General features: G+C 35.8%; 33 protein-coding genes and 3 pseudogenes. 14 read left to right on the top strand and 22 right to left on the bottom strand.

What is annotated here, in order from left to right:
• Nucleotides 1-824: 824 nt before the first annotated feature.
• The 4 genes from CHI06_RS26215 to CHI06_RS26200 all read right to left on the bottom strand — a co-directional run bounded on the left by CHI06_RS26215 (nt 825) and on the right by CHI06_RS26200 (nt 2,035).
• Nucleotides 825-1,202: a hypothetical protein gene (locus CHI06_RS26215; RefSeq protein WP_095251588.1), complete on the bottom strand. Its 378-nt coding sequence runs from the start codon at nt 1,200-1,202 to the stop codon at nt 825-827.
• 12 nt (nt 1,203-1,214) lie between these two features.
• Nucleotides 1,215-1,466, bottom strand: coding sequence for a hypothetical protein (locus tag CHI06_RS26210; protein ID WP_095251587.1), 252 nt, complete (start codon nt 1,464-1,466; stop codon nt 1,215-1,217).
• Complete coding sequence (locus CHI06_RS26205) at nt 1,463-1,738, bottom strand: hypothetical protein (RefSeq protein ID WP_095251586.1); 276 nt, start codon at nt 1,736-1,738, stop codon at nt 1,463-1,465. The genes CHI06_RS26210 and CHI06_RS26205 overlap by 4 nt, the downstream gene beginning before the upstream one ends.
• Before the next feature lie 90 nt (nt 1,739-1,828).
• Nucleotides 1,829-2,035, bottom strand: a complete 207-nt coding sequence (locus CHI06_RS26200; RefSeq protein ID WP_095251585.1) for a hypothetical protein — start codon at nt 2,033-2,035, stop codon at nt 1,829-1,831.
• Nucleotides 2,036-2,175: 140 nt separating this feature from the next.
• Here CHI06_RS26200 and CHI06_RS26195 point away from each other — a divergent pair, with 140 nt between their 5' ends.
• The 3 genes from CHI06_RS26195 (at nt 2,176) to CHI06_RS30075 (ending at nt 3,049) form a co-directional block, all read left to right on the top strand.
• On the top strand, nt 2,176-2,376 hold the full coding sequence (locus tag CHI06_RS26195; protein WP_257009462.1) for a helix-turn-helix transcriptional regulator: 201 nt from the start codon (nt 2,176-2,178) through the stop codon (nt 2,374-2,376).
• An 89-nt stretch (nt 2,377-2,465) separates the two neighbouring features.
• Complete coding sequence (locus tag CHI06_RS26190) at nt 2,466-2,777, top strand: endonuclease domain-containing protein (RefSeq protein WP_257009461.1); 312 nt, start codon at nt 2,466-2,468, stop codon at nt 2,775-2,777.
• 116 nt (nt 2,778-2,893) lie between these two features.
• Nucleotides 2,894-3,049, top strand: coding sequence for a hypothetical protein (locus tag CHI06_RS30075; RefSeq protein ID WP_179292790.1), 156 nt, complete (start codon nt 2,894-2,896; stop codon nt 3,047-3,049).
• 109 nt (nt 3,050-3,158) lie between these two features.
• Here CHI06_RS30075 and CHI06_RS26185 read toward each other — a convergent pair whose 3' ends face one another.
• From CHI06_RS26185 to CHI06_RS26170, 4 genes and pseudogenes are all read right to left on the bottom strand, one after another.
• On the bottom strand, nt 3,159-3,383 hold the full coding sequence (locus CHI06_RS26185) for a hypothetical protein (RefSeq protein WP_095251582.1): 225 nt from the start codon (nt 3,381-3,383) through the stop codon (nt 3,159-3,161).
• Between the two features lie 156 nt (nt 3,384-3,539).
• Nucleotides 3,540-3,887, bottom strand: coding sequence for a YolD-like family protein (locus CHI06_RS26180; RefSeq protein WP_257009460.1), 348 nt, complete (start codon nt 3,885-3,887; stop codon nt 3,540-3,542).
• Nucleotides 3,888-4,440: 553 nt separating this feature from the next.
• Nucleotides 4,441-5,349: an NAD-dependent epimerase/dehydratase family protein gene (locus tag CHI06_RS26175; RefSeq protein WP_095251581.1), complete on the bottom strand. Its 909-nt coding sequence runs from the start codon at nt 5,347-5,349 to the stop codon at nt 4,441-4,443.
• Nucleotides 5,350-5,758: 409 nt separating this feature from the next.
• Nucleotides 5,759-5,959, bottom strand: a pseudogene (locus CHI06_RS26170) (IS110 family transposase); the annotation flags it as partial.
• A gap of 222 nt (nt 5,960-6,181) precedes the next feature.
• Between CHI06_RS26170 and CHI06_RS26165 the strand changes: the two are divergent.
• The 6 genes and pseudogenes from CHI06_RS26165 to CHI06_RS26140 all read left to right on the top strand — a co-directional run bounded on the left by CHI06_RS26165 (nt 6,182) and on the right by CHI06_RS26140 (nt 9,183).
• Nucleotides 6,182-6,388: a DUF1657 domain-containing protein gene (locus CHI06_RS26165; protein WP_095251580.1), complete on the top strand. Its 207-nt coding sequence runs from the start codon at nt 6,182-6,184 to the stop codon at nt 6,386-6,388.
• Between the two features lie 140 nt (nt 6,389-6,528).
• Nucleotides 6,529-6,695, top strand: a pseudogene (locus CHI06_RS26160) (stage V sporulation protein AD); the annotation flags it as partial.
• 41 nt (nt 6,696-6,736) lie between these two features.
• Nucleotides 6,737-7,069 (top strand): annotated as a pseudogene (locus CHI06_RS26155) (SpoVA/SpoVAEb family sporulation membrane protein).
• Complete coding sequence (locus CHI06_RS26150) at nt 7,066-7,272, top strand: DUF1657 domain-containing protein (RefSeq protein ID WP_095251579.1); 207 nt, start codon at nt 7,066-7,068, stop codon at nt 7,270-7,272. Before CHI06_RS26155 ends, CHI06_RS26150 begins: the two are co-directional and overlap by 4 nt.
• 17 nt (nt 7,273-7,289) lie before the next feature.
• Nucleotides 7,290-8,150, top strand: coding sequence for a DUF421 domain-containing protein (locus tag CHI06_RS26145; protein WP_095251578.1), 861 nt, complete (start codon nt 7,290-7,292; stop codon nt 8,148-8,150).
• Nucleotides 8,151-8,889: 739 nt separating this feature from the next.
• A complete protein-coding gene (locus CHI06_RS26140) occupies nt 8,890-9,183 on the top strand; it encodes a hypothetical protein (protein ID WP_095251577.1) in 294 nt (97 codons plus the stop codon).
• Nucleotides 9,184-9,569: 386 nt separating this feature from the next.
• On the opposite strand, the gene lgt is transcribed toward CHI06_RS26140, so the two are convergent.
• The 3 genes from lgt to CHI06_RS26125 all read right to left on the bottom strand — a co-directional run bounded on the left by lgt (nt 9,570) and on the right by CHI06_RS26125 (nt 12,840).
• On the bottom strand, nt 9,570-10,391 hold the full coding sequence (gene lgt / locus CHI06_RS26135; RefSeq protein WP_179292789.1) for a prolipoprotein diacylglyceryl transferase: 822 nt from the start codon (nt 10,389-10,391) through the stop codon (nt 9,570-9,572).
• A gap of 105 nt (nt 10,392-10,496) precedes the next feature.
• On the bottom strand, nt 10,497-11,585 hold the full coding sequence (locus tag CHI06_RS26130; RefSeq protein ID WP_095251575.1) for a class II aldolase/adducin family protein: 1,089 nt from the start codon (nt 11,583-11,585) through the stop codon (nt 10,497-10,499).
• A gap of 31 nt (nt 11,586-11,616) precedes the next feature.
• Nucleotides 11,617-12,840: a zinc-dependent alcohol dehydrogenase gene (locus tag CHI06_RS26125; RefSeq protein WP_095251574.1), complete on the bottom strand. Its 1,224-nt coding sequence runs from the start codon at nt 12,838-12,840 to the stop codon at nt 11,617-11,619.
• 156 nt (nt 12,841-12,996) lie between these two features.
• Here CHI06_RS26125 and CHI06_RS26120 point away from each other — a divergent pair, with 156 nt between their 5' ends.
• Nucleotides 12,997-13,899, top strand: a complete 903-nt coding sequence (locus tag CHI06_RS26120) for a diacylglycerol/lipid kinase family protein (protein ID WP_095251573.1) — start codon at nt 12,997-12,999, stop codon at nt 13,897-13,899.
• An 80-nt stretch (nt 13,900-13,979) separates the two neighbouring features.
• The gene (locus CHI06_RS26115) at nt 13,980-14,867 is read left to right on the top strand and encodes a diacylglycerol/lipid kinase family protein (protein WP_095251572.1); all 888 of its coding nucleotides are present in this window, start codon (nt 13,980-13,982) and stop codon (nt 14,865-14,867) included.
• 204 nt (nt 14,868-15,071) lie between these two features.
• Here the strand turns inward: CHI06_RS26115 and CHI06_RS31200 are convergent, their stop codons facing one another.
• The 4 genes from CHI06_RS31200 to CHI06_RS26100 all read right to left on the bottom strand — a co-directional run bounded on the left by CHI06_RS31200 (nt 15,072) and on the right by CHI06_RS26100 (nt 17,581).
• A complete protein-coding gene (locus CHI06_RS31200; RefSeq protein ID WP_373558173.1) occupies nt 15,072-15,116 on the bottom strand; it encodes a putative holin-like toxin in 45 nt (14 codons plus the stop codon).
• A gap of 429 nt (nt 15,117-15,545) precedes the next feature.
• Entirely contained in the window at nt 15,546-16,025 is a 480-nt protein-coding gene (ytfJ, locus tag CHI06_RS26110; RefSeq protein ID WP_095251571.1) for a GerW family sporulation protein, read from the bottom strand.
• 330 nt (nt 16,026-16,355) lie between these two features.
• Nucleotides 16,356-16,493: a sigma 54-interacting transcriptional regulator gene (locus tag CHI06_RS29495; protein WP_142301024.1), complete on the bottom strand. Its 138-nt coding sequence runs from the start codon at nt 16,491-16,493 to the stop codon at nt 16,356-16,358.
• A gap of 227 nt (nt 16,494-16,720) precedes the next feature.
• Nucleotides 16,721-17,581, bottom strand: a complete 861-nt coding sequence (locus CHI06_RS26100) for a metallophosphoesterase (RefSeq protein ID WP_095251569.1) — start codon at nt 17,579-17,581, stop codon at nt 16,721-16,723.
• A gap of 213 nt (nt 17,582-17,794) precedes the next feature.
• On the opposite strand from CHI06_RS26100, the gene CHI06_RS26095 reads away from it, so the two are divergent.
• The 3 genes from CHI06_RS26095 (at nt 17,795) to cls (ending at nt 20,591) form a co-directional block, all read left to right on the top strand.
• Nucleotides 17,795-18,373 (top strand): class I SAM-dependent methyltransferase, encoded by a 579-nt coding sequence (locus CHI06_RS26095; protein WP_095251568.1) that lies wholly within the window; start codon nt 17,795-17,797, stop codon nt 18,371-18,373.
• A 49-nt stretch (nt 18,374-18,422) separates the two neighbouring features.
• Complete coding sequence (locus tag CHI06_RS26090) at nt 18,423-19,046, top strand: DUF2238 domain-containing protein (RefSeq protein WP_142301023.1); 624 nt, start codon at nt 18,423-18,425, stop codon at nt 19,044-19,046.
• 96 nt (nt 19,047-19,142) lie between these two features.
• Nucleotides 19,143-20,591: a cardiolipin synthase gene (gene cls, locus CHI06_RS26085; RefSeq protein WP_095251567.1), complete on the top strand. Its 1,449-nt coding sequence runs from the start codon at nt 19,143-19,145 to the stop codon at nt 20,589-20,591.
• A 503-nt stretch (nt 20,592-21,094) separates the two neighbouring features.
• On the opposite strand, the gene CHI06_RS26080 is transcribed toward cls, so the two are convergent.
• The 7 genes from CHI06_RS26080 to CHI06_RS26050 form a co-directional block, all read right to left on the bottom strand.
• Nucleotides 21,095-21,328 carry a hypothetical protein gene (locus CHI06_RS26080; RefSeq protein ID WP_095251566.1) on the bottom strand — a complete coding sequence of 78 codons (234 nt, stop codon included), beginning with the start codon at nt 21,326-21,328 and terminating at the stop codon, nt 21,095-21,097.
• Nucleotides 21,329-21,357: 29 nt separating this feature from the next.
• Complete coding sequence (locus tag CHI06_RS26075) at nt 21,358-21,930, bottom strand: HMA2 domain-containing protein (protein ID WP_095251565.1); 573 nt, start codon at nt 21,928-21,930, stop codon at nt 21,358-21,360.
• Entirely contained in the window at nt 21,860-24,034 is a 2,175-nt protein-coding gene (locus tag CHI06_RS26070; RefSeq protein ID WP_095251564.1) for a heavy metal translocating P-type ATPase, read from the bottom strand. The genes CHI06_RS26075 and CHI06_RS26070 overlap by 71 nt, the downstream gene beginning before the upstream one ends.
• A 4-nt stretch (nt 24,035-24,038) precedes the next feature.
• Nucleotides 24,039-24,563 carry an HMA2 domain-containing protein gene (locus CHI06_RS26065; RefSeq protein ID WP_095251563.1) on the bottom strand — a complete coding sequence of 175 codons (525 nt, stop codon included), beginning with the start codon at nt 24,561-24,563 and terminating at the stop codon, nt 24,039-24,041.
• A gap of 13 nt (nt 24,564-24,576) precedes the next feature.
• Nucleotides 24,577-24,888, bottom strand: a complete 312-nt coding sequence (locus tag CHI06_RS26060) for an HMA2 domain-containing protein (protein ID WP_095251562.1) — start codon at nt 24,886-24,888, stop codon at nt 24,577-24,579.
• A gap of 239 nt (nt 24,889-25,127) precedes the next feature.
• Nucleotides 25,128-25,496: an iron dependent repressor, metal binding and dimerization domain protein gene (locus tag CHI06_RS26055; RefSeq protein WP_095251561.1), complete on the bottom strand. Its 369-nt coding sequence runs from the start codon at nt 25,494-25,496 to the stop codon at nt 25,128-25,130.
• Between the two features lie 75 nt (nt 25,497-25,571).
• Nucleotides 25,572-26,129 (bottom strand): recombinase family protein, encoded by a 558-nt coding sequence (locus tag CHI06_RS26050; protein WP_095251560.1) that lies wholly within the window; start codon nt 26,127-26,129, stop codon nt 25,572-25,574.
• Nucleotides 26,130-26,301 lie beyond the last annotated feature (172 nt).

Raw genomic sequence — 26,301 nt, 5'->3', positions numbered from 1 at the left:
TAAAATCCCTTCCTAAATGAGGAAGGGATTAGTTGTACCAAAAAAATACAATTTATCCTATCATTTATTTAAGGAAAAATGGTAGAATAAGTTGTCAGTGTGCCTAAACTCCTTATTTCCATCCGAGGGAAATAAAGCAAGGTGGGTAAGGAGGTGAAATGTAGGCATGACAAAATTCTGGCAACAACTGAAACAGTTTTTCTCTGATGCAGAAAAAGTCGCACTGGCTACGGCGCTAATCGACTTCTTTGTGGCTTTTGTGACCGCTATCCAACTGTTTATTTAATAGCTGGATATGTCCAAACTCCCTGCAGATAAAAAAGAACCAAAAATGGCTGGACCCCGATAAATCAGTTCCGTCTCCAAGCCGAGTAAGTGTGGTAGCTTGCTTTGATAGCTTGAATCATGAGGCACCCCCGCCTTGCGGGATAAGGGCAACTGTAATTGACTAAGGGATTTCCACCATTGGAGGTTTCTTTTTTTTCCTTAATAATATATGTTCCTTCACCTTTTTCATTCAAGGAAAAAACAAAAATAAAAACCCCATGAGGTGGTAGGCTCACGGGGCGGTAGGAAAGTGAACTGGCATTCCACAATCCTGGCTTCGGGCTATTGATCAGATGGCTGCGCGGTGTGATGATTTCTTTGTCCTACAATCCATAAGGTATTGTAAGCCAAGTTAATCAACGGAACGTATTTCAAAAACCCTGATTCTGCCCTACTATTAACTGAAGTTTTTCTCAACCCTATTATAACACACTTACTAAGTTCGTAAACTCTAAACCATTCAACAAAGACAAATTCTGTTACCAACCCTGTCACAATTAATCCTTTTTCCACCATAATGGTTTCATGTTTGGAAAAAGATTATACAATACTTCCTCTTTTTCCTTTTGTCTGTAATCAGATAAACTTCTACGCATATGCTCACTTTCCTCGTTAAGTTCCGAATAGCTGCTCTCAGTTTCCTCAATACTGTCCTCAAGATATTCTAATTGATTCTTTAATTCTTCGATCACCTCAATCAGTTCCGCTTTTGTCATTTTTTCATATGGTTTTTCATCTCTGTAATAAGTAATAAAAATCGCCCCTTTATCCGGATTTTTTACACAAATGGATGTGTATGGTTTATAAAAGAAACCTAACCCACAATTTAGAAAGGTCCAACAGTTTTTTTCAAAGGTTGCTTTTCTACTACGCACAACAGTTCATCCTTACTCTACTCTTATATCGACGTGCCGCTTGCACTTTGCACACTGAAACAAGTTTGGCTCGACTTCCTTATGTTTCTTCAACTTTCTGCACGTTTGACAGCTTAAAGTCACGTACCTTCCTGAGAAATCGTTAACCATTAGATTATTTTCTTCTACTGCCAATTCCGCTTCTTCATCTTCCATCCCTACCGCATAAAACGCATATGCCAATATCACAGTCATGCCGCCCGTAATATAACTGATCCAGCTCATGTGATGTCCTCTCTTCCGCTCAAAACGTAGTTCAGTTCTCCGCTATTATTAACAACTATCACTCGGTAAGCCTTTTCGGTGCAATACTCCTTTTGTAACTCTGAGACAAGCCTATCATCGTTAAGCCCCTTCTCGATAAGTACTGCTGCCAGTGTCGTAGGCTTCATGTTGCATGCCGTTCCCAGTCGGTTTAGTTTGAATGCTTGCTTGTTCGTCAGTGATACGTTCACCCTATGAACCCTTTTCCCGCCAAGCCCCTTCCCCTCTATCATTACAAGACCTCCCTTTTGAAATTGTCGTGACAATTGACATTGTCGACCGTGTTACAGTGTTACAAAAATATTGAGTAAAGGGAGGCGGTATTATTTCCCTACTACTATCTTTATACCTCCACTATTGATTCGCTGGACGATTTTGAGAGGTGCATTGCGATGTTGCATGTCTGCGAAAATCAGTTCCTTTACGTACCCACTAAATTCTATTTTTTCTTGCTCCATGTACTCTAAAAATTCTCGTTCCAGTGGGTTCGTGGTGTTGAAAGAAACGGATTTAACTCTTTTGTTACTCATGGTAACACCTCCTTTTAGTTTGATTAGTAAATAGTATTAGCGGTAATACTAGATCAGAACAATAGATACCTATTTTCGCCACTAAAATTTCCTACAGGAAATACGCTCAAAAAAGAGAATAATTAGTATAGGTGATGCATATGTTGGAAAGTCGGATTGAGGAATTAATTTTAAAGAGTGGTTACAAAAAATCTTTCGTGGCTGAGAAATTAGAAATTACAGTAAAGCAGCTTCGTAACTACGAAACTGGACGTAATTATATGAGGATAGATAAAGCATACATATTAGCGGACCTGCTCGGAGTAGGTGTCGAGGAATTATACGAAAGGAAACCCAATTAATAACATTAATAACAGGCGATACTAGTAATCGAGGTGATTCCGGTTGATAGAATATCGTATTTTTCAGCCTGCTTGCTGCGGGCTTTTTGGTGTTCCTTTTATTCCCTAAGGTCGAGCCAGTTTATAATGAGCGCTCCAAATGTGAAAGTCCTATCGAGCGACAATTGTATGACGCGCTAATGCTTATAGGTTATGCCGTACCTACTCAAATTCATTGTGGTAAGTATCGTATTGACCTAGCGCTAATTGGTCCGCGTATTGCAATTGAGTGCGACGGTAAAGCATATCATTCCTCACCTAAGGCAAAGGCACGTGATCGGCGTAAAGATAAATATTTAAAAGAGAACGGCTGGCAAGTATTACGGTTCAGCGGTCGGCAGATCATACTCGATATTGGTTAAGTACTTAGGCGAATAGAAAGTAGTATAAGTAAATAAAGGGCTATCACCGCCAGTACTGCCCAGATAAGATGACGTATGAGCGTGTGACAGTTTGATATTAGAAGTAAGGCGGTAAGATGAACGAATCACTAGAGGCAAAATTAACGATCGCTCGCATTAAGACACAGCTCTTAGGTCTAGTTGGCGACCTCATTGCTGATGATTTATCGGATAAGGAGTATGTTATTAAGCGGTTGCTTAGATTATTCACTATGTTGATGAAAACGACGTGAAAATTTCGGATATAGAGATGTTAATATTATATTTAAAAGTAACGACATTTTGCAGGGTTAGCGCTTTATAAAATGACGAAAAGCCTCGGCACATAACCGATGTCCATCGTCATTTTTGCGTAAAATCGAAATCAACTGGTCGATTTAGGTCTTTTTCTTGAAAATGTCGCAGTTTTAGCCGCGCCATTTCCTCCGCAGCTTCTCTTGTGCTTCCGTAGCATTCACAAACTGTCCGTTCTCCGTCCGTTGCTGTCGCCACGTAACTATCTTCATTGTAGTGATAAACCTTAACCTTAACGTGTTTCTTTTGCGAAATAAAAACATCGAGTACCACCTTTCCTTCCTTCCAACATACTTCGATAGCTTACGAACTAGTTCCTGCGTACAATTTTAGGCGTTTGTGTGAATGCTATCCAACCAACCGAGACAATTTTTTTGGATGTTAGTAGAAATAACGAGATTTACTCTTTTGGTTTTCCTTATTTTTCGCTCAATCTAAAACCTTAACTCCGACTACACTATCAAAACCTATTCGCTCGAATTCGCCAGCTCTGACCTCGACCCGAAGCTGATGCGTAATTGGATCGACGAATTGTATGCTCCCTGTCACATCTTCCGTAAAGCCGTCAGCCCATACCGTCAACTTTATCGATAGGTTGTATTCCATTGCATAACAAATACACTGGTCGAACTCCTCCAACTGATATTCGTCGATTATCGGCTTGGCAAACCGTTGAGTGTCGCGCCATAACTCACGCTGCATCTTTACTTGCTCGGGCATGAAAAACGCCCCTTGCCACTTCTTAACGCCTCGATCTCGTATCGCCAATTCAATCACCCCCTTTGTCTTTATTATATACAAACAAATGTTCTATATGTAAACAAAAAAAGAACGCCAAATCGGCGTTTAAATTTTACATTCCGGACAAATAATCAATGGTCCGTTCCAGGTACCGCATCGTTCGCATATATCTGTGTCTTCCCATTCATTTTTCTTCATCCACTCTTCAAAATATACGGCCTCCTGTTACTTTAAGTACAATTCTTCACAATCTCCCAGTGCTTGGTTTTTTGGCAAAGAACCCTATAAAATAAAAAGAGACTGATGCCTGGCACCGTCTCCACTAATTTATCATTTTTTATTATCACGCCGTTTGAATACTTCAAAAAGCAAATTTCTTTTTATCGGTTCCTGTCCTAATATCTCTTTAAAATCTTTGTCCGCATTCTCTCATTGTAACGCTTTAAGATACAAATCAATCAATTGTTTATCACTTTATACACAAAATTACTAAATATATATTTTTTAACAAAATGTAATCCAATCACTATCTGTATATAGAATAAATACTCCGTCCACCTAATTGATTATCCCGCAACGATGATATTATTTAAATGTTTGTTCTTGATAAAGCAAGTTGATCTTCAGGCATTGGCTTGGTTATACCCTCACTATCTAAAACCTTACGCCAAGTATACTGAGGCTCATATCCTAGAATCTTCTTTGCTTTATCATATGACATCAATGTTTCATGGCCTTCTATAGGCCTCTTTAAAGTTACATTAGGGAAATACCGATCCACCAAATCTTTACTAAGTTCAGGCATGATTGTGTCAGGAGCAGTAATATGGAATACTTCATTTCCTAAGTTATTCTTTTCTAAAGCAAGAAGACATGCCCTTGCTGCATCTCTCACATCACAATAAGCCCACGCATTTTTCTTTTGAACATCCTTTTGCCGCTCATCATGCCAATGCATGATAGGGATTTTTTCGTATTCGTCAGGTTCATATATATTCGCAAAACGTAGTGAAACGATCTGGGATTTTGTAAGTTTGTAATACATTTCAGAGAGAATTTCAGTCAACCTTTTTACCATAGCATATGATGATTTTTCATTAGTTGGATGTTCCTCGTCTAAAGGAAGATACTTGAGCTCTTCGGGAACAAAAGGATATCCTAATACCGTTTCGCTAGAAGCCCAAACTAGCTTTTTTATTTGGAAATCTTTACAACCTTCAAGGATATTAAAATTAACCATCATATTATTTTCAAATATATATTGAGATGTGTTCCTCACATCGGTAGGAATATTTCCAAGATGGACAACTGCATCACATCCCTTCAAAAGTTGGCATACCTGGCCATAGTTAGTTAAATCAGCTTGAATAAAATTTTTTGATCTTGATTCCTCCCTTAATAATCGATCTGAGGCTATGACCTCATGACCGGCTTCCATGATTGTTCTAACTGTCCACCGGCCAATTTTACCTGCTGCTCCTGTTACCACTACTTTCACAAGTCCCTGCTCCTTTTTCGTTATATTCATATTAGTAACAATAAAGGCTGATTAATTCTTTTAGTGTCCTGCTAATTTTTTTATATACCCGCAGTCTTAAATTCTAATCCAACTGTAAATATGAACAAAAATTTACTGAAAATCAAACCACTACTTAGCCAGTACTACTAATACTTTGTTAGATTTCCCCGTTAAATATTATTTTATTGAATTAGTATAAATAAAAAATACTGGTATAGTTCATTTAAACAGTTGTAGCAGTTATACAGAAAAACGATATTATCAAGAGAAATTGAGGTTTATACTAATGTAAGTTTTAGGATTTCATTTCCTATGGGACCAAGCTATCCTGGAAATGTATATTTTTCACTTTCAGGATAGCCTCTGATTAATATAAAATAGGCGATACTAACCTAGATATAGACTCTTTAAAATGTGCCAACCCCTCTTCATTATTTTCCAATGTAATAGTGTCTCCGACTACAATTCTCAGAAAATTAACTGCTCTTGCATCATGTAGTTGTTGAGAAATATCCACACCAACTATAAGATCTGTATCGGAAATTCTTTCTATTAGTTGATTTTGTTTGTCTTGCATTTTAAAATTCATAGTAGGGTTTCCTCCTAAAGTGGTGAGTTAGAGTGGTGTCTATTCTCAAATCTTACTGAGGAGCCCTATTTTTTGTAATGGATTAGGATAATCTATGATGGTCAAGTCGACTTTTTTATTAATATTTTTTCCTAATTTCATAAACAACCTTACATAAACACCATAAAAAAAAGAAATATTACTTTCGTAAGTGTTTAAATGAAAAGGAAGAAGGAATTTAAAATGACAGTAATAAATGATGTTAAGACAGCTCTAGCAGGATTGAAAAGTGCCCAGGCTAGCTTCGAAACATTTGCTCTTGGTACAGAGAATCAACAAGCAAAACAGCTTTATCAACAAGCTGCTCAACAAACACAATCAGTTATTGACAGCATTGAACCACGTATCCAACAAATCGAACAAGATGAACCTCAATACAATCAACAATAAATTAAGTAAGGTAAAAATAGATTGGTTGAGATGCCAACCTGTTTTTAGTCTTCTAATAACGATAAAACATGGAGATGATTCCATGAAATACAAAGTAATCAAATTGAAAATCTTTTTATAATTTTAACATCCATAGGAGTTCAGCAACGTTAGTTTATGGTCATCTGTTTAACCGTATGAAAACAGGAGAATATAAAAAATGCTAGTAGTGGCTACAGGTGCTTAATTATCACCCCTTTCTTTTCAGCAAAACGAAACGATTCCTTGTATCGCCCAAGCAGTATCGATTGAATTCGGAGGTAAATAATAAATGTGATTTATTTTTGGGCTTTTGTCGTAGGAGGTTAGATTTGTGTAATTGGGCAAATTATGTTGGATTTCTTTAAACTTATGCCTGGACACACACTAAATACCTTTGTAGTAATTGGTGCCCTTTTAGATGGGTTTTGGTTTATATGAACCTTTGATAGATTTTGCTGTGGCAGAAGCTAACGTACCTAATACAAGTTTCGGGAATTCACTTGTACATGGTGCTAGTAAGAAGCTTATAAACCCGGCCTAGTTGGTGTACTTACAGGGATATTTGATGTAACTAGCGCAGGAATCACGGCAGCTATTATTGTTGGATTTATTGGAGCCCTGATTTTTAAACAGAAAATGATAAGGAGGATGCCCGAATGACAATCGGAACAGAAGTAAAACAATCTCTTGCTAGTCTTAAAGGTGTAGAAGCTGATTTATCTAGTTTAGCGCTCCGCACTGAGGATTATGAATCGAAGTTTACGTTACATGAAACCATGATGGTCATACATGAGGTAATAACGGATTTAAAAAATCGAGTTGGAGAATTAGAAGGAGATGAATTTCAGTACAAAGGATTTTAAGATAGGAGGATCTATTAATGCCTATTTGGCTAAATGTTGTTTTACGAGTAATACTGTTTATGACCGTTTTGTTTTTTATTACGAAATTTCTAGGTAAAAAACAGCTGTCCCAACTTTCCTTTTTCGAATATATAACGGGTATAACGATAGGGGGGATAGCAGCAGTCGTTATTCTTGAAGTAAGACATAGTATCTTTATTGGCGGATTAGCAATTGTCGTCATGGCAGCCATACCTTATATAGTTTGTTTAATTTCTTTAAAAATTAAAAAGTTTCGTGATTTTGTGGAAGGCAAAGGATCAGTATTCATCAAAGATGGGAAAATTATGGAAGAAAATTTAAAAAAGGAAAGATACTCAACAGATGAATTATTAGAATTGCTTCGCAAAAAAGATGTTTTTCAGGTGTCTGATGTGGAATTTGCGGTGTTAGAGCCAACTGGAGATTTATCCGTCATGCTAAAGAAAGAGAATCAACCTTTAACTGCAAAGGTCGTAAACTTGTCGGTTGCTTCAATCAGGGAGCCTCAGACTGTTATAATGGATGGCGAAATATTGGATGAGCCACTAGACAATATTGGAAAAAGTCGGCCCTGGCTACAAACTGAATTAGAAAAACTGGAGGTTACGATTGAAAATGTTTTTCTTGGACAGGTAAATTCTTATGGAGACTTAACCGTTGACCTTTATGATGATAAGCTGCAAGTTGCATCCCCTCAAGAAAGACCTTTAATTCTTTCGACCTTAAAAAAGTGTCAAACTGACTTAGAGAAGTTTGCTCTTGGAACTGTCTCAAAGGAAGCTAAGCAAATGTATAGTATAAATAGTAAAAAACTACACGAAGCCATTGATAAAATAACCCCTATTTTAAAAGGATAATGGTTGTTTCTTTGTCATTGAGGAAAATACGTAAAAAAATGGGACGCCTTTTTGGAGTTTATTACCATCTTTCTTAATCCAGTTTTGGACTAAGGCAATCTAGTAAAATCAATTTTTGTATATATTGTGTTTATTTTGACTGTAAGGTTTTAGGGTAATCAGCACTAACACAGCTTACTCCTCAAAATGGCCTAGCGATCAATGAAGTTATCAACCCAATAATGGCAATTGTAAACCAAGAAAAAAGGAACACTTGAACCCCTAATGTTTTAAATGCAGCGGCAGTGATTAGGCCATCAATTATCAAAATGATCACTTAATATTTATGGAAAATGCTTTCGATAAAAATTGCGCTAACAAGTCTGTTCCCCAGTGCTTATTCACTCCTCTATTTACCATTAAATCACAAGATGTAAAGAAAGAAACCTTTTCCCTATGCAAAAAAGCATTTTATAAGATGTTTTATATATGTTTTCCAGCGTTTCATTTATTAAACAAAGAAGCCAAGTATATATTGGCGCAATTTCATGTCTTTTCCAAGTAAATAGAAGATTGTTGCCACTTCTGTTAGTGTATTAGAGCGTAACCTGTAAGTAACAATCTTTTCGAAGGCATTTTTGGAATATAAAAGTTCATAACAAAACATTGCCAGCATTATCAAAACCCTAACTGCAAATATTAGATTATGGAAGGTGATAAATTTATCTTTCTAAATTCTCTATCGAGGAAGTGTTTGAAATTGAATAACTGGATAACTGCTCTATTCAAAATAGGGAGAAGACAGAACATTTTAAATATGTTTGGCAGAAGAAGAAATAATCGAGGAATCCTATGGGCGTCTATTTTGGGTATGGGAATTAGCGCAGCAGCTTATGGATTTAGAAGAAATAGTAACATAAATATGCTAAATTCTGTTCAAAACTTAATGAATAATTTTCGATTCAGAAATATTACCCCGATCCCAAAAATGGCTAATTTAACGGAGTTTTCAAAGGAATTAGTACCTAACAAAAACTCATTTACAAACAAATAAAGTTTTTTTGATTTAAATGCCCACTTCAATGTGGGCATTTTAGTAATAAAGAGATAATTGACAAAATATTATCGTATTTCGTCCCAAATCCTATTTATATTTAATGGCACGTATACTTTGTCGCCATTTATTTGCTTATGAATAATAGGGTTAGTAAAGTATTGATCTAAGGCTTCAGCTTCTGTCCTTTGCCTACTTCTTGGGATTTCTCCTATTACCAACCTTATTTGTGAAAATTACATTTCAGTCGTTCTCCTTTTGACAATATAAACAATTATTTTAGTGAGAAGTTTGAATTATTTAAATTAAGTTTTTTTATTTATTGTTTACTTCATCTCGCATCTCATCATTAGTAGGATGGGTATAGAGTGTGCATCCTTTATCTATTACATGCCATTATCTAAATAACGGCTCTCAGCATATCCTTTTTTTCGGCGGTACCAGATTATCACTGTTGCCATAAGGATTAATACGACCGAAATGAATTGCGCCATGCGTAAATGTTCCGTAAGCATCAAGCTATCTGTTCTCATTCCCTCAATAAAGAAACGTCCGAATGAGTAGTAAATGATATAGGTCAAAAACAACTCTCCCCGTCTTAAATTTGCCTGCCGGAGGGACATCAATAGGATAAACCCGCCAAAATTCCAAAGAGACTCATATAAAAATGTCGGATGATAATAAGTCCCTTCGATGTACATTTGGTTTATGATAAAATCGGGCAAATACAGAGATTCGAGAAACTCCCGAGTTACAGGCCCTCCGTGGGCTTCCTGATTAATAAAGTTTCCCCATCTTCCAATAGCCTGGCCTAAAATGATGCTAGGTGCCAATATATCACAAAGTTTCCAGAATGAAATGTTTCGTACCTTCGCAAACACCATTATGGTCAATACAGCACCGATTAGTACACCGTGCATGGCCAGCCCGCCTTCCCGGATAGCAAAAATTTTATTAGGATGTGCGATGTAATAATCCCATTTAAAAATCACGTAATAAATACGGGCAACTATGATAGAAATTGGAAAGGCAATAAGGACTAAATCAATAAGGGTGTCTTTTGGAAGTTCACGACGCTCGCTTTCTCGCAAAGCGAACCACAAACCAAGAAGTGCCCCGGAAATGATCATAACACTGTACCAATAAATGCTTATCGGACCAAGATTGAATGCAACCCTATCGATCGGTTCAATCGTTTTTTCCATCATCTCAACTCCAGTTTTATATAATGGCTTGTTGTTTGAAAAAAAACTTTTAAAAATCTATAATGAGATCTCTTTACTATTAATGGTTTAGTTCTTAATCACACCTTTTTATGCCATTGGCACCTGAGACAGGACTTGACCATCAATACGTTCAAAGATTTCACTTAAATCACGGCCTGTAATGGTTAGACCATGATTCTTAAGTCCAATGATTGCCCTAGATGGATCATTAGCATTTCGCACTAGATCGGCAACCGTTTCCGCCAATTGAATCGTACCGCAAGGGTAGTTAATTTCTGTTGCTTGTATGCCATCCATCCAAGCATGGATATGAACAACTGCTCCGACTTTTGGATGTTCCTTATAAATCATCCAATGTTCAATGGCATCAACCGATGCTCTTTTTGGAGAAATACGAGGGGGAACACTTATTTCCATCATATTTTTCTTCGAATTATATCCTTTGATATATAAAATATCTTGGCCAATTACTCGCATATTAGCTTTGTTAACACCGCTAGCACTCATCCAAAAGGTTTTATCATCGTGTCGACTGCTTAGATTCCCATAGCTAAGGCCGCCTATTCCGTATAATTTTTTTAACTGTCGCATATCACGGTCTGATAAATATTTTTCTAGCGGAAACGGTGCAGGCAATAAATTCATTTCATCCAATTTTTTGCCTGAGGTATACATCCTTTCTGTAATTTCGTTGCCATTCCATAAATCTTGTTCCAAATCTTCCGCAAAATGATTGTCAATGACTAATTGAGCCGATGCAACCGGTTCCAATCTTTGATAAATCTTATTGAAAAAGTCTGCTTTCTCTTTACCTTGATAACTTATTTTGTAAAATCCTTGTTCAGGAGTAATAAAATAACAATCTGTATTTTCATTATTATGTACGATGAAAATTAAATGGTTCGCAATCGATCTAATTAAATATGGATAAGCAGTTTCAAATATATTCTCGGGTTCTTCATTATTCTCTAGAATAGATATGACAAAAGTCGCCTGTGCCTTTCTACGAAACGGACGTGGTTTCTCTTGGTCGATCACATTAAATACAATCCTCAGATCATCAACTGGTTCTTCATAAAACTCGTATCCCTCAGTTGAAAATTTTTCCTTTATTCCTTCGGTATACCATGTAAGAAAAGGAGTTTTTTCAGCACCTGTTATAGTAAAGTTTTTCATTTTTGTCTTCCTCCTCAATTCAATCTATTTGTTATGGTTCAAAAACAACTTTGAATGCTGCACGATTTTTCTTATTTGAAGCAGTATCAATAGCATTTCGATAATCTTCTAATGGAAATCGATGAGTGACCAATGGTGATAAGTCAACTTTCCCATCACGCATTAATTCAATCGCTATGTTAAAAGTAGGTACTCTTTTTCCTCGATACTGCTCTGTACTATAAGCAAAGCTTCCTTTAACTTCTAACTCATTAAGCCAAACTGTCGTCCAATCAATGCCATCCATAATGCCTGCCAGCCCTAACAAAATAACTTTTCCACCGTTCTTTGAAAACCGAAGTGCATCGTTGATACTTTGTTTTTTTCCAACACACTCATAAACAATATCTGCCCCTCCCTCTATTACCTCAGGGCCAAAAAGTGGCTTTAATACCTTACCTTTAAGAGATTTTGCAAGATCCTCGACATAATTTGGTTTTTGAAGAAGGATAATCTCATCTGCTCCATAATGGGATGCCAGCTCAGCTTGAAAAGGGTGCTTCACCAATGCAACAATATTGCACGGGATTTCTAGTGCTCGAATGGCAGCAATGACACATATCCCAATTACGCCTCCTCCTATTACGAATACGGTATCATTTTTACTTGGGGGATTCCTTAAGACACTATGTAAAGCGCAGCTAAAAGGCTCTACCATCACCCCGTTTAAATCATTTACTTCTTCAGGCAGTTTAAAGGCTTGGCTTTTGTGAGCCACAATATAGGAACTCCAACCACCACCTGTATCACGACAAGCTCCTATTAACAAACCCGGTGACAAGTCTCCTTCTGTTTTATGTGCACATAAACTAAAATTACCTTTTAGGCATGCGGTACAAGGAGGGGTTATTCCTCTTGATGCACAAGACAAAATTGGGTCTATCGCAACTCGATCCCCACTATTTAAATGAGTAACTTTTGAACCAACTTCATCAATTATCCCTACAATTTCATGCCCGATTGTGAATGGAAAAGAAACAAATGGTGATGTAGCAGGACTATCATTTAAAAAAAGGAGATTAAGATCACTACCACATATACCACCATATTTCACTCTTACTTTCACCCAATTTTCATTTGGAAGCTCCGGCTCCAATTGCTCGAGATATTGTAAACAGGATATCCGTGAATCCCAATAAGCAGAAGGAAGAAATTTTCCGGTTATTTTACTAAAGATATAGCGGGGTAATTTATAATCGAATTGCAAAGCTTTCAACACTTTTTCACCTAGTTTCTTTAACAATTACAGATAATTTTTCCAATTTAATTCCTTTCTATTCTTGTTTTTGATAATTTTGGAAAATTTTTAGTAAAAAAAGAAAAACGTGGAATACTGGTTATAGAAATATCCTACAGTTCGGAGGATCTCGTAATGGATACAATTAACAAACAGGCTTTGCTAGTATATAATCCATTTTCCGGAAAAAAAGCATCTCATAAGGACTATCCAATGCTTATAAAAAAACTTTCAGAAATAGGATATCGATTAACGATTCACCAGCCAACGGGGTTTGATAGTATGGAAAAACCCATTAAAAAAGCATGCCAAAATAAATGGGATGCGATCTTTATTGCCGGAGGTGACGGTACGGTAAACGAAACAATCCAGCTTTTAGCGGAAGAAAAATATAGACCAACTTTAGGCGTATTCCCATTTGGAACGAGCAATGAGTTCGCAAAATATATAGGGATGTCTTGCAATATGCAAGCACTCAAAATTATTGAAAGAGGTAATTCAAAGCATGTTGATATTGGAAAATTTGGAAACCGATACTTTGCCAATATTGCAGCTGCTGGATGGTTGGCGGATATAACCTTTAAAACTCCTTCTGCCCTAAAATCCTCTTTTGGTGAATGGGCCTATTGCTTTCATTTTCTTAAAACAATTTTTTTGACAAAACAGTTAGATGCTATATCAGTTAATGTATCCTCAAATGAAGTGATTTCAGATCTTTCTTTATTTTTAATCATGAATGGACACTCCGTTGGTCCTTTTGAACATCTTATTAAGAATTCAACACATAACGATGGTTATTTCCATCTTCTTACCTGTAAAAAAACCAATCGATTCCGCTTATTTTTTTCATTACTTGCAAAAATACTCAATATTGCTGACAATCAATCTATTATTCAACATACCAGAATAAAATCGGGTTCTTTTACGATACCAGAATCCATCGCTCTTAATCTTGATGGCGAAAAAGCTTATGTAGAAAGTCTAGATTTTAAAGTAATACCCCAGCACCTTCATGTTTTTAGTTCAACTTTAGAATAATAAAGCCTTATTTTTAAGCTTGTATATTCACAAGTAAAGTAGGCTATAATTTTGATAAAAATTCATGAATAGGTGAGATTTTGTATTGTTTTATTGTTAATAAGGTTTCGGGTAATGGTAAAGCGCTTAAAATTTGGGATAAAATTGAAAGAAAGCTTCAAACAAAAAACGTTGATTACTGCGTTCGTTTTACAGAGAAACCTAAACACGCCCCTTTACTAGTTCAAGAACTTATCAAAAAGGTAAAAGTGACAGTGATGGTTGCGGTAGGTGGTGATGGAACTATCCATGAAGTGATTAATGGATTAGTCGGTACGGATACGCCCTTAGGAATAATTCCTGCTGGATCTGGCAATGATTTTTCAAGAGGTTTAGGTATACCTACAAAACATGATAGAGCTTTAGAACGTATATTAAACGGGAAACCTAAGATTATCGATATCGGATTTGTAAATTCTACATACTTTTGTACAGTTTCAGGAATAGGCTTTGACGGGGAAGTAGCTAAGAAAACCAATGAATCTATGCATAAAAAAGTACTTAATTTCGTCCGGATGGGTCAGATCTCCTACCTTATTAGTGCAATAAATGTTTTATTTCAATACAAACCAATGGAAATTACCCTAATGATTGATCAGAAGCTATACAAGATTCAAAAGGTTTGGCTCATTGCAGTAGCCAATTTCCCCTATTACGGGGGAGGATTTATGATATGTCCAGATGCCGAAATCAATGATGGTTTATTTGATATATGCATTGTTCAAGGAATGTCTAAGTGGGAATTTTTACGAATATTTCCATTGGCCTATAAAGGAAAGCATACATCCTCTCCTTTTATTAAGATCATAAAAGGAAAAGAAATAGAAATCCTTTCTTCTACTCCAATGTTGGTACATGGGGATGGAGAAGTGATTGGTCAAACTCCTGCCCGAATTAGAATGGAACCAAGTGCTTTATATGTTATTTGAGAATAAAGAAGCAAAAAGACGAAATCCCTCATTTCATTTGGTTGAAATAAGGGATTATCTTTTTATAAACAATTATTTGTTTTCCATTCTTCTAGAGCCTTTTCATAATCAAATTCAACTATGGATACGATCATTTGGTTAATTTTTTCGATAACCCCCAGAATTCTCATCTTTATTGTGAAAGCTCAAAACAGCGATTACAAACTAGCCAAAACTAAGCATCAAGGACAGAACTTCGAATGTAGCCATTTATCAATCGCCTCCTTACCCCTATTCAACCCTCCTCCAAGTTTGTCCCATACCAGGGTATAGAAAAATAAATAATGATGCCTATACCTTTATCATTTATTTTTTTTAATAAGATAACTGTTCACTAAGAATAAAGTTGTTTAATTTTATTACTCTTAACACACATAACACCGTTCGGAAATGGAACGGTGTTCAAAAAATAGTTGTTTAATTTTCTTCATCCTTTTCAAATTTTTCTCAGATTAAACAAGAATAAAGTCGTTTAAAAACTAAGTGTTCTTCCACAAATGGCCCAGATTTTGACGAATTGGCGCATGACCTCTAGCCACTAGCACAAGAGCTTGACATTTGTCTAACTTCAGAAAGACATAATTTCTGATAGGATAAAAAATGTAAAACCTTATCAGAGTAAAAGTTAACTTCTTTCGATTACAAATCTAAATCCTGCTTTGGTCCATTATAATACTGCAGGTTGGAGCTTTGATTCTGTTGGTTCTGACTGCTATTGTCATTGCCGTTCTTATTGAACATCTGCTGAATCTTATCTACTGCTTGAGGAACTAGATCGAGTATCTTTTCATATAAATGCGTGCTTTCATCAAGATGAACCATTTTCACATCATTGGAATTCACAATTAAGAAGGCAATTGGGGTAATGGAAACACCGCCTCCGCTTCCTCCACCGAAAGCTTGTCCCTTTGATTGTCCTTGACCTCTACCACTTGAATCTCCATCAAGCATAAATTCGCTTCCACCTGCTGCAAATCCGAAACCAACCTTAGATACAGTTAATATCACACAGCCATCAGGGGTTTCAACTGGATCTCCTATAATGGTGTTAACGTCCACCATTTCTTTCAGTTTTTCCATGGCAGCTGTCATCAGCCCTTGTATTGGATGGTCAGACATATACTTCTCCCCCTATTCTATACAGATTTTGATTTATAATAAGATAGGTCAAAAAGCGTTTTGTTTTAAAATTTGGCCGTCCACCTTTCCTATAATTCCTGATAAAGCTTGCCCAATTTGAAATTGAAAAATACATGTAAGAGCTGTTTGTGAAACAACAGATTGAAAGTGAGGAGAAATCGTGATATCTGGAACCGCATTCAATTTTGCATTTTGGTTTGTAGTGTAAAGATCAAAAATAACATCCAATCTTGGATTTTTGGTTTAGTTTTCCGTTAACCCCTTTATCTTCAATCATGACTTGTTTGGAGACCCTTACTTGATTTTTATTTAACATATAGAAAAGCGAATTAACAGTGCATGAGTCACAAGCTCAGTTAATGCGACGTCATCATATCCAAAAAGCTCTGACTCAAATAATGATTCCGGGATCGCTTCACAATTCACTCCTTTAAATGACTTTGCAATACTAGAGGATTGCTATTACTAACATGTTAATTCGGCAAAATATTAATAAAACCCTTGTCAACTTTGACAAGGGTAAAATGTAAGAAAGAACTTCCTAGGGGATTGAAACTTATGCTGGGCGCCAAGCTTGGAGAGATGGCTCAAACGAACTTTTTCCTTATGCTCCCATCCCAAAACATGGAATCTTATAACTTCTGTTTATTGTTTAAATATTTAAGGCTCTGACGTTAAATTGCCGTCTGAGCCTCTTCCTTTTGTATTTTGTTTAAAGATAGTTGGTGAAGTGTTACTTCAGGACGACTACCAACTCTTATATTAATAGATGTTTGTCCTAATCCTTCACTTATATAAAAAGGTTTATCCTCATAATAATGCAGTCCTTTAATCATATTCATCTGCATCATAGACCTTCCTAGTTTAGCTAGATGATACGGCTTAGGCCAGTAGATTTGGCCTCCATGGAAGTGTCCTGATAGAAGATAGTCAAAGGACCAATCCTTCATCTTAAGAACAATGTTAGGATCATGAGTTAAAACTAAATGATATCCTTCATTTACTCCGGTGTAGGATGATTCCAGGTCGCTTCTTTTTGTGTGTAAATCGTCAATACCAATAATATGGACGGGTTTACCTTCTACATAAATGGTCTCATTTTCATTTTGAAGCGTATTACAGCCATGTTCTTCCATCACGTTTCTCAATAAATCAAAGTCCTTTTGTTTTAATTTGTAATCATGATTTCCAAACACAGCATAAATTCCATAGCGTGGATTCAAACGGTTAAATACCTTTAAGTAAGGAATTAGTCTTGGAATACTGCGTCTTTTATCTAGAAAGTCCCCTGTTAGAGCAATTAAATCAATTTTCTCGCCCGCTAGCTTTTTGTAAAGTTGTTCAGGTGAAATAGAAATCTTTTCTAAATGCATATCTGAGATTTGTAAAATTTTTAATTGAGGTCCCTGTGAATGATTAGAATGTAAATTAGATAAATTGACTTTATTTAAAGCCACTTTATGAGTATTTTTGTAAGCTCTATAGAAAAGGATCGAAATACCTAAAAGCACAAGAATAAAAAAGAATAATATCAATAAAATCTCCTCCTCTGTTTCTATTATAAAGAAATAGAGGAGGAATTATTAGCGGGAATTAATGGCGATAAAGGAAATATCGTAACTCCTAATTGGATTTAAATGGAAGACATATAAAGTCTTCTTCAAACTTATCCTAAAATTATTCTTTCAAATATGGATGGCATACGATTCCATTGCTGGGTAATATTATAAAAGTGCAGGTGCTGCTGATTGCAATTATCACCAAGAATTTATCACTCATTGGTTCGACCTAAATGGCTGACAAAAATTTATATTCAGAATAATATTCAGCAATATTTTGACTTTACAGAAAAAAAAGTGCTGGATTTTGGAGCAGGTACCGGGGCGAACTGCACCTTATGTCCACCTGATCATTATTTGGGGATAGACATAGATACATATAGGATTGAATATGCCAAACGATTGTATAACCAGTACCGATTTGAGGCTTTTATGGGAAATGAACTTCCCGCAGACAACGATAGCTTTGATTTTATTTTAATTCTCGCTGTACTGCACCATATTCCTCCTGAATTGATTCAAGGTTATGTAAAAGAATTCAAGCGAGTCTTAAAACCAAACGGTAAAATTGTTGTTATAGAACCTTGCTTGTTTGAAAAGTCTCCTATATCGAATTGGTTTATGAAATCAAATGATAAAGGGGAGTACATTTTAAGAGAAGAGGAGTATCTAAATTACTTTACGAAGGAAAATTTTCGATGCCACGTTCTAAAAAGATTTAAAAAATGTTTTTTTTATAATGAACTGTATTTTTCAGCTTTCCTTTAAATTTGCTATTCATACCTTACAAATCATGCTATTAGGAGTGAAAAAAGGAATGAAGGGAAAAAGCACCGTGATTGTTCATGTATTGTTATTAATGGTTGTTTTGGCCGTTTTCATGTGGTCGCTTATCAATCCTGCAAGCTATTTATCATGGGCATTAGAAGTCACTCCTGCCATTATCATTCTGATTATCGCACTAGCAAAATACAATAGATTTCGACTTACTACCCTCTCTTATGTCATTATTGCAATTTTAGCAATTTTGATGTTTGTCGGTAGCCATTACACCTATTCAAAGGTTCCCTTATTTAATTGGATAAAAGAAACTTTCGATCTTAAAAGAAATCATTACGACCGATTTGGACATTTGATTAAAGGCATGTTTGCCATTGTAATAAGAGAATTATTATTAAGGAAAACACTTTTAACAAAAGGTGCTTGGTTATTTGGTATCGCTACAAGCATTTCTCTTGCCATCGCTGCCATGTATGAAATCATTGAATGGATAAGTTTTATTATTTCAGAGGGAGGAAAAACAGCGAAAAACTTTCTAGGGACCCAAGGAGATATGTGGGATGCACAATGGGATATGCTACTTACCTTAGTTGGTACAATCGTTGCATTAGTTTTTCTTTCAAAACTTCATAACATGCTATTACGAAAAGAATTAGAATAAGTTCATTCCCTCTTCTAACCATCTTTATTTAATCCTGTAACAAGAAATTAGATTAAGGTAAGTACTATTGTTAAAGCCTTTGAGTGGGGTTTCATTATGCAAATTATTTTTATATTTCTCGCGCTAATCCTGGTAGTAAATATTTTTTTGGCGATTATTGTTATATTTCAAGAAGGACGGGAGGCCAGCTCCTCATGGGCCTGGATATTGGCTGTACTATTTCTTCCTATAATTGGTACAGTTCTGTATTTTTTTTTCGGACTAAACCCTTGCCGTTCTCGCTTATTTCAGTGGAAGGACCGTAAAAAGATTATTAATCAAAAAAAGGTAAGAACTCAATTAGCTAAGCTTAGATCCGGACAATTCCATCTTCGTAATCAAGCTACAAGAAACAGTAGAGATTTAATATATATGAATTTAATTAACAATCATGCCATCTTTTCTGAAGATAATACGGTTGAACTGCTAATGGATGGAAGGGAGAAGTTTAACAAGTTATTCAAAGATATCGAAGAGTCAACAGACCATATTCATCTTCAGTACTATATTATTAAAAAAGACCAACTCGGAAAAAAAATTACTGATGTTTTAATAAAGAAAGCAAAAGAAGGGGTCACGATACGAGTTTTATATGATGGATTTGGTTCCAGGGGATTAAACAAGCATTTTTTCAAAGAACTACTTAATGCTGGTGGAGAAGTGGAAGTCTTTTTCCCATCTATATTCCAGTTCATCAATCTTCGGTTAAATTATCGTAATCATCGTAAGTTAGTAATTGTGGATGGGAAAACTGGTTATTTAGGAGGATTTAATATAGGTAATGAGTATCTTGGTTTAGATCCAAAATTTGGGTATTGGCGTGACACCCATATAAGAATTCAGGGTACTTCTGTTCATGATATTCAGAGCCGTTTTATTCTTGATTGGAACCAGGCATCCCATTCCAGCAAAATCTCCTATAAACCAAATTACTTTTCGGTCCCTATTTCTAATGGAGATGTCGGAATGCAAATTGTTACCAGCGGCCCTGATTCTAACTGTGAACATATTAAAAATGGGTATATTAAAATGATTTCAATCGCGAAAAAATCTGTTCTTATCCAAACACCTTATTTAATTCCAGATAAAAGCTTATTAGATGCCCTTTTAATTGCCTGTTTTTCGGGGCTTGAAGTTAAAATTATGATTCCTAATAAACCAGATCACATGGGTATTTATTGGGCTACATTCTGTTTTATTGGTCAGTTACTAAAGGCAGGGGCAAAGGTCTTTATATACGAAAATGGATTTATTCATGCAAAAACCTTAGTGGTTGATAAAGAAATATCATCCATTGGATCAGCCAATTTTGATGTAAGAAGTTTTAAACTTAATTTTGAAGTGAATGCCTTTCTATATGATGAAGAAATTGCTCAATCACTGACAAAGGCATTTATGGAGGATGTAAAAGTATCAAGGGAACTAACTCTTAATCAGTATCAAAAACGCCCACGATTGGTCCGTTTTAAAGAATCGATTTTCAGGTTGCTATCCCCAATCTTATAAATTTAACGGACATGTACAAACAATATTAAATGGAAGAAGCGAAATCCTTTTAAGACATAGATTCCTAATAGGACTCATAGAAGAAAAAACGCTTCAAAACGAAAGTGACAAATTATTGTTGCACGAGCGTGCTTTAATATTATTGGAATCGATGAATTTCTACAAAAAAAACCACCTACATTTCAATTTGCACCTTTTTCCATCCATTCCAGCTAAATGCTGTTGAAGAAAAGTGCCAGGAATATAGGACAATACTATATTTATGGCAATTTTATCAATTGATATTTACTTTAAATAAACAGGATTTGATTTATCCTAATTCTCCTTTAACTCCTCTAATAGGAGGTAGAATAAATAAAATCAAACATCCTTGCTGTCTCTTCATTAGTGATTTCCAACCTGTAATTACATCGTGTGGCTGCATGGAACGCTATTCCATGGGTGATAGAAATAGACGAAAGAGCAACCATTAAATTAAAGGCTGCTCTTTCAAAACAATACAGTTATCTTGCTATCATTGCATTTTTCTCCGCGATTAAATCTTCCAGTCTTTCTTTTTGGCTCACAAGTTCTTCAATGTTGAGCTCTGCCCGAGGTGATTGGAAGCTTAGGGTCGGCACATTGTTTTGCACTAAGCTTTTAAGCTGCCCATTGTTCTGTTCGTATAAGCGATATCCAACCGCTCCAAATACTGTTCCTGAAACAAACCCCATTAAAAAATCTCTGTTTAAAGCCATGAGGATTCCCCCTTAAATTTTATTTATATTTAAAGAAGTCTTTGACTTCTTCTCATATCATGGAAGATTTCTAGAGCATTTACTGCCCAAGTTACCATTGCGACTTGTAAAATATTATTTGCTCCTAAAGAGAACATGCTGACCATTCCTGTTAATACATCTGGGTGCCTGAATTTATTTTCTCCATGCGAGAGAACAGTATAAGCAGTAGAAATAACAGCGGCATATTCAAATAAATTAGGTTTAGGACTTATCCCTTTTCGTAAGTAGGCTATTAAAATAAGAAAACCTGTACCAAAGGAACGGAGAAAATCTTTTCTGATCCCAGGTCTAACCTGGACCATGAACCGATCAAGCGGGTCAAATTGTGTTTGCCGAAAAAACAACGAAATATAACGAAGAATCACTTTTATTCCAACTACTATTGGTTCATATTCAATAACCATTGATTGAATAATTGGTTCAATCCTTACTGTTTTAACTCCTTTTAAAGCTGAAAACATTTTTTCAATATTCAAATAGTCAGTTTTATCAGCTAACGCACGAATGATCAATCTTAATCTGCCGGGAATGCTGTGTGCGATTCGATAATTTGCTTCCACTCGCTTTTCCCCCTAAGAAAATTATTTTTCCGCTGTTTAATACAACAGCAATCGTTGCCGCATTATGGATCGCTGCTCCAATAACAGGTGTTATAAACCCTAACGTGCCTAGTAAAATAGCGCCGCTATTGACTAATATTGTTACAATCATGTTTTGGTAGATTAATTTCATCGTTTTTTGAGACAATTTTATAACTTCTGCCAATGCTAACGGATCATCAACAGTAACAATTACATCCGCCGTCTCTACTGCAATATCCGTTCGTTTTGTTCCTAACGTAATACCTACATTCGCATAAGCAAGTGCAGGAGCATCATTTATTCCATCTCCAACCATCATTAAATGATCGGTTTTATTTTTATAATTCATGACAAAGTTCGCTTTATCTTCAGGAAGAGCCTCAGCAACAAACGAATCCATTCCAAGCTCATCTGCTATCTTTTTCGCTGGATGATATAGATCTCCAGTTAACATCATGACTTCATCAACGCCATGTCTCCTCATCTGATTGATTGCCCTTTTCATTCCTACTCTAACTTTGTCTTCTAAAACAATCATTCCGATTAGCTGCTGGTCATAAGAAACAAAAACCATATTTTCATTTCGATTTATTTCACTGTTTATTTTATTGAGCTTGTCTAGGGAAATATTCCATTCAGTTAAAAACCGTTTGCTTCCAACAAGTACTAATTTATCGTCAATGGTTACTTTAATTCCTTTTCCAACAATCATTTCAAGTTCTTCATGTTCAGGTACAGGAAGATTTAGCTCATTCGCTTTATTGCAAATGGCTTCTGCAATCGGGTGTGAGGAATGTTCCTCTGCAGATGCAGCTATACTTAAAACTTCATCTTTTGTCATTCCTGCAAATGGAATAACCTTTGCCACCACTGGTCTTCCTTCTGTAATGGTTCCGGTCTTATCTAAAATAACCGTATCAATTTGTGCTAACTTTTCAATCGTTTGACCACCTTTTAATAAAATCCCATTTTTGGCAGCTAAACCAATTGAAGAGGAGATCGCTGTAGCAGTAGAGAGTTTTAGACCACAAACATAATCAATCACCAACATATTCAATACCTTATTCCAATCCCTTGTTACAACATATACTAAGCCTGCTAGAGCAAAAGAGATCGGTACAAGCTTCTCTGTTAAATGATTCGTTAACGACTGAATAGGCGCTTGTTTCGATTGCGCTTCTTCAATTAAGTGAATCATTCGTGAGATCGCAGTATCATCTCCTGCTTTCTCCACTTGGATCTTTATGATTCCTTCTGCAACGACACTTCCGGCAAATACGCGATCACCTTTTGTCAGCTCTTTCGGAATGTACTCACCCGTGATAGAAGATTCATCAACTACAGCTGTTCCATTAAGAATCCTCCCATCTACTACTACTTTTTCACCTTGAAAAACAACCACTTGGTCTTTTGCTTTAACCTGGTCAACAGGAACCTTAACTTCTCTTCCAGATTCATCTACCTTCCAAACAGAATCCGCCTTGACACTTAACATATCCCTTACATAATTTCTTGTTTTATAAGCAGTAAAATCTGTTAGCAACTCACTGATCGTAGACATTAAATAAATAATGAGAGCTGATTTTGGATTGCCTTTTATAATTGAGGCAAGCAGTGCTGCAGAAGTTAGCGTGTCTGCATTTGGCTTTCCATTCGTCAGAACAGACAACATTCCATTTTTAATAATCTTGTAGGATGAAAGTAAAACAGCTAGTGATGACGGTCTTGTAAGATTAATTAGTCCTTGTGCTGGAATTGGAGAGGATTTCACTATTTCAAAGATAAACGCACTAAAACAGGCAAGAATTTCGATCATAGGGAACTTTGCTTTGGCTGGGGTTTTGCTTTTCATACCCTCTTCTTTTGCTATAAGCTTAGAATCCTTTTGAAAAAGTTCTTTCCATTTAATTTGAGGATCATGATAGAGAAGCAACGATCCCGTTTCATTTGTATAGGTAGCAGAATATACGGAAGGAATGGAGCGAAAAAACGCTTCAATCTTTTTTCTGTTTCTGTATTTTTTTACCAACTTTAATCTTGTTCTTCCTGGAATGGAATGGATTAAAGTAAGATTATATACCATAGCCTTATCCTTTCTCTTTTGTAATAAGGGTGTATGACCAATAGAGTAAACTACTTGAAAAAGCTGGATTTGCGGAGAAACCAGCCGTACCATAAATTATCAAGATTAAAGAAAGCAATGAATCGACATCTGCCTTTCCAGACGTCCTTTTTTTAATAAGTCCGTCTACAGATAAGACGGTATTCTTCATCGTTTTCATAAGCTGTGCTTCTACATGGGGAAAAGCGTTTACTGAAGTGTTGACAGCAAGCTTAACAAGTTCATCAAATTGTTCTGAAGTAAGACTAGGAACGACAAACTCAATTAAAAGACTCCCAGTAATCGGAGATGCACTTACATGTTTAACAATTACAAGTTGTATAAATGTTTTTTCAAGATGTGTTGCCACAATTTCATCTTTCCATCGATTACATTTTAGCCTAACTCTTCCAGGCATCGCGTGGACGACTTCTACTTTTTGATCATTTATTTGAGATAATATTTTAGGAGCAAATAATGAAGCTCCTAAACCCACTAGTGAAGAAATCATGCTTTCTCTCCTTCTATTGGATAACTTTTAATGATATCCTTTCAATCTGTTCAACCCATAGTTCAAGTTGTTTTACATTATCCACTGGACTACAATCAAATGTAATTAATAAACTGCCTGTTTCCGGAGTGTATTGAATGGAATAAATTCTGCTTTCATTCTTAAAATTATGGACAAATTGACTAACGGTATCAGGATTATGTTTCCAAAAAATCGACTTTAACCGAATTCTCCCGGGGATATAATGGGCTATTTCAATTGAATGCGTTTTCAGGATTTTATTGATCCGATTAGCTAATTTTAGTTCTTTTACTTTATTCAACATAAATTCATACTCCTGAAAAATGATTGACATAGATTTTGTATATTGTTGACCTAGCTCATTCATGTTTACTTTTTTACATTTTTATACTTAACAGAAAATTCTTAAAACCATCATAATAATAAATAGTAATTAAGTAAACAGTAAGATAGAAAAATTAGGAATATTTTCCTAACGAAAAGAGATTAAGCTCTATTTGGAGCTTAATATCTTTTCAAAATAAAGTTAAAAATAGTATTCAATTAATCTTTTTCCTTATTTATGAAATCTTTGATTTTTGATATCGCATTCGCACTGATATAATATTCAATATTTGCTATTTCATGAGGAATTTTTTCTTCATCGAGATCGATTAGTTGAAAAAACTCCTCTAATATTTGATGGTTGTATGCTAATTTCTTCCCTTTTTCCGTGCCTGTTTCTGTCATTCGAATTTTCCCATATCGTTGGTAAATAAGATACTTTTCTTTACTCAGTTTTCGAACCATTTTTGTTACGGAAGATGAGGATACATTCACAGATGTGGCGATTTCTGTAACGCTTGTATACCCGTTCTTAAAAACCACATTATATATTTCTTCTAGATACTTTTCTGCACTTGGTGATGCCATATAAACATCCCCTTACATTAAAAATATCAATTAACCTGCTACCGTTAACTCAATAAGAAAAGCTTTATGTCATCATTATTCTGCCGCCTGTTTTCTCTTCGCCCGTATTAATGTACTTTTGCTAATGCCTGTTATCTCTTCGACTTGCGTATATGAATGAGTCGCTAGTAGCCCCAGCGCATGCTCAACTTGCTTCTTACTAAACTTGTTCGGTCTACCTTCTCGAAAGTCGTCTCGCTGCTTAGCGATTGCCTTGCCTTCTTGTGTACGCTCTACAATCATATCTCTTTCGAACTCTGCAAAGCCGCTCATAATCGTAAGTATTAGCTTTCCTGTCGGCGTGTCTTCGATTAGCCCCATGTTAAGAACGTGAACCTTTACACCCCTTTCGAATAGCCCTTTTACTGTATTGATTGCGTCCACTGTCGAACGTGCGAAGCGGTCTAACTTCGTTACTACTAAAGTATCGCCTACTTCCAGTTTCGCAAGTACCTCTTTAAATTGTGGTCGGTCTGCTTTTGTACCTGTGAACTTTTCCGAATAAATAACTTCGCAGCCTTCATTCTTTAGTGCTTGTAACTGAGCTTCAAGGTCTTGGCTTATCGTGCTCACCCTTGCGTATCCATATTTCATTAAAATTCTCCCCTTTTTGCGAATGTATTTATGACACTAAGTTACGACACCTATTTATATACTGATACTATCACACTGACTAAACGTGGTCAAATCTTTTAAGTTATGACACTTTATCTATAAAAAAAAGACCGTCTATGGACAGTCCTTTTCTTAAACTAAAGCACCCCGT

The organism is Bacillus sp. 7884-1, assembly GCF_002272245.1.
GTDB lineage: Bacteria > Bacillota > Bacilli > Bacillales > Cytobacillaceae > Neobacillus.
This window is presented reverse-complemented; position numbering and strand designations above follow the sequence as displayed.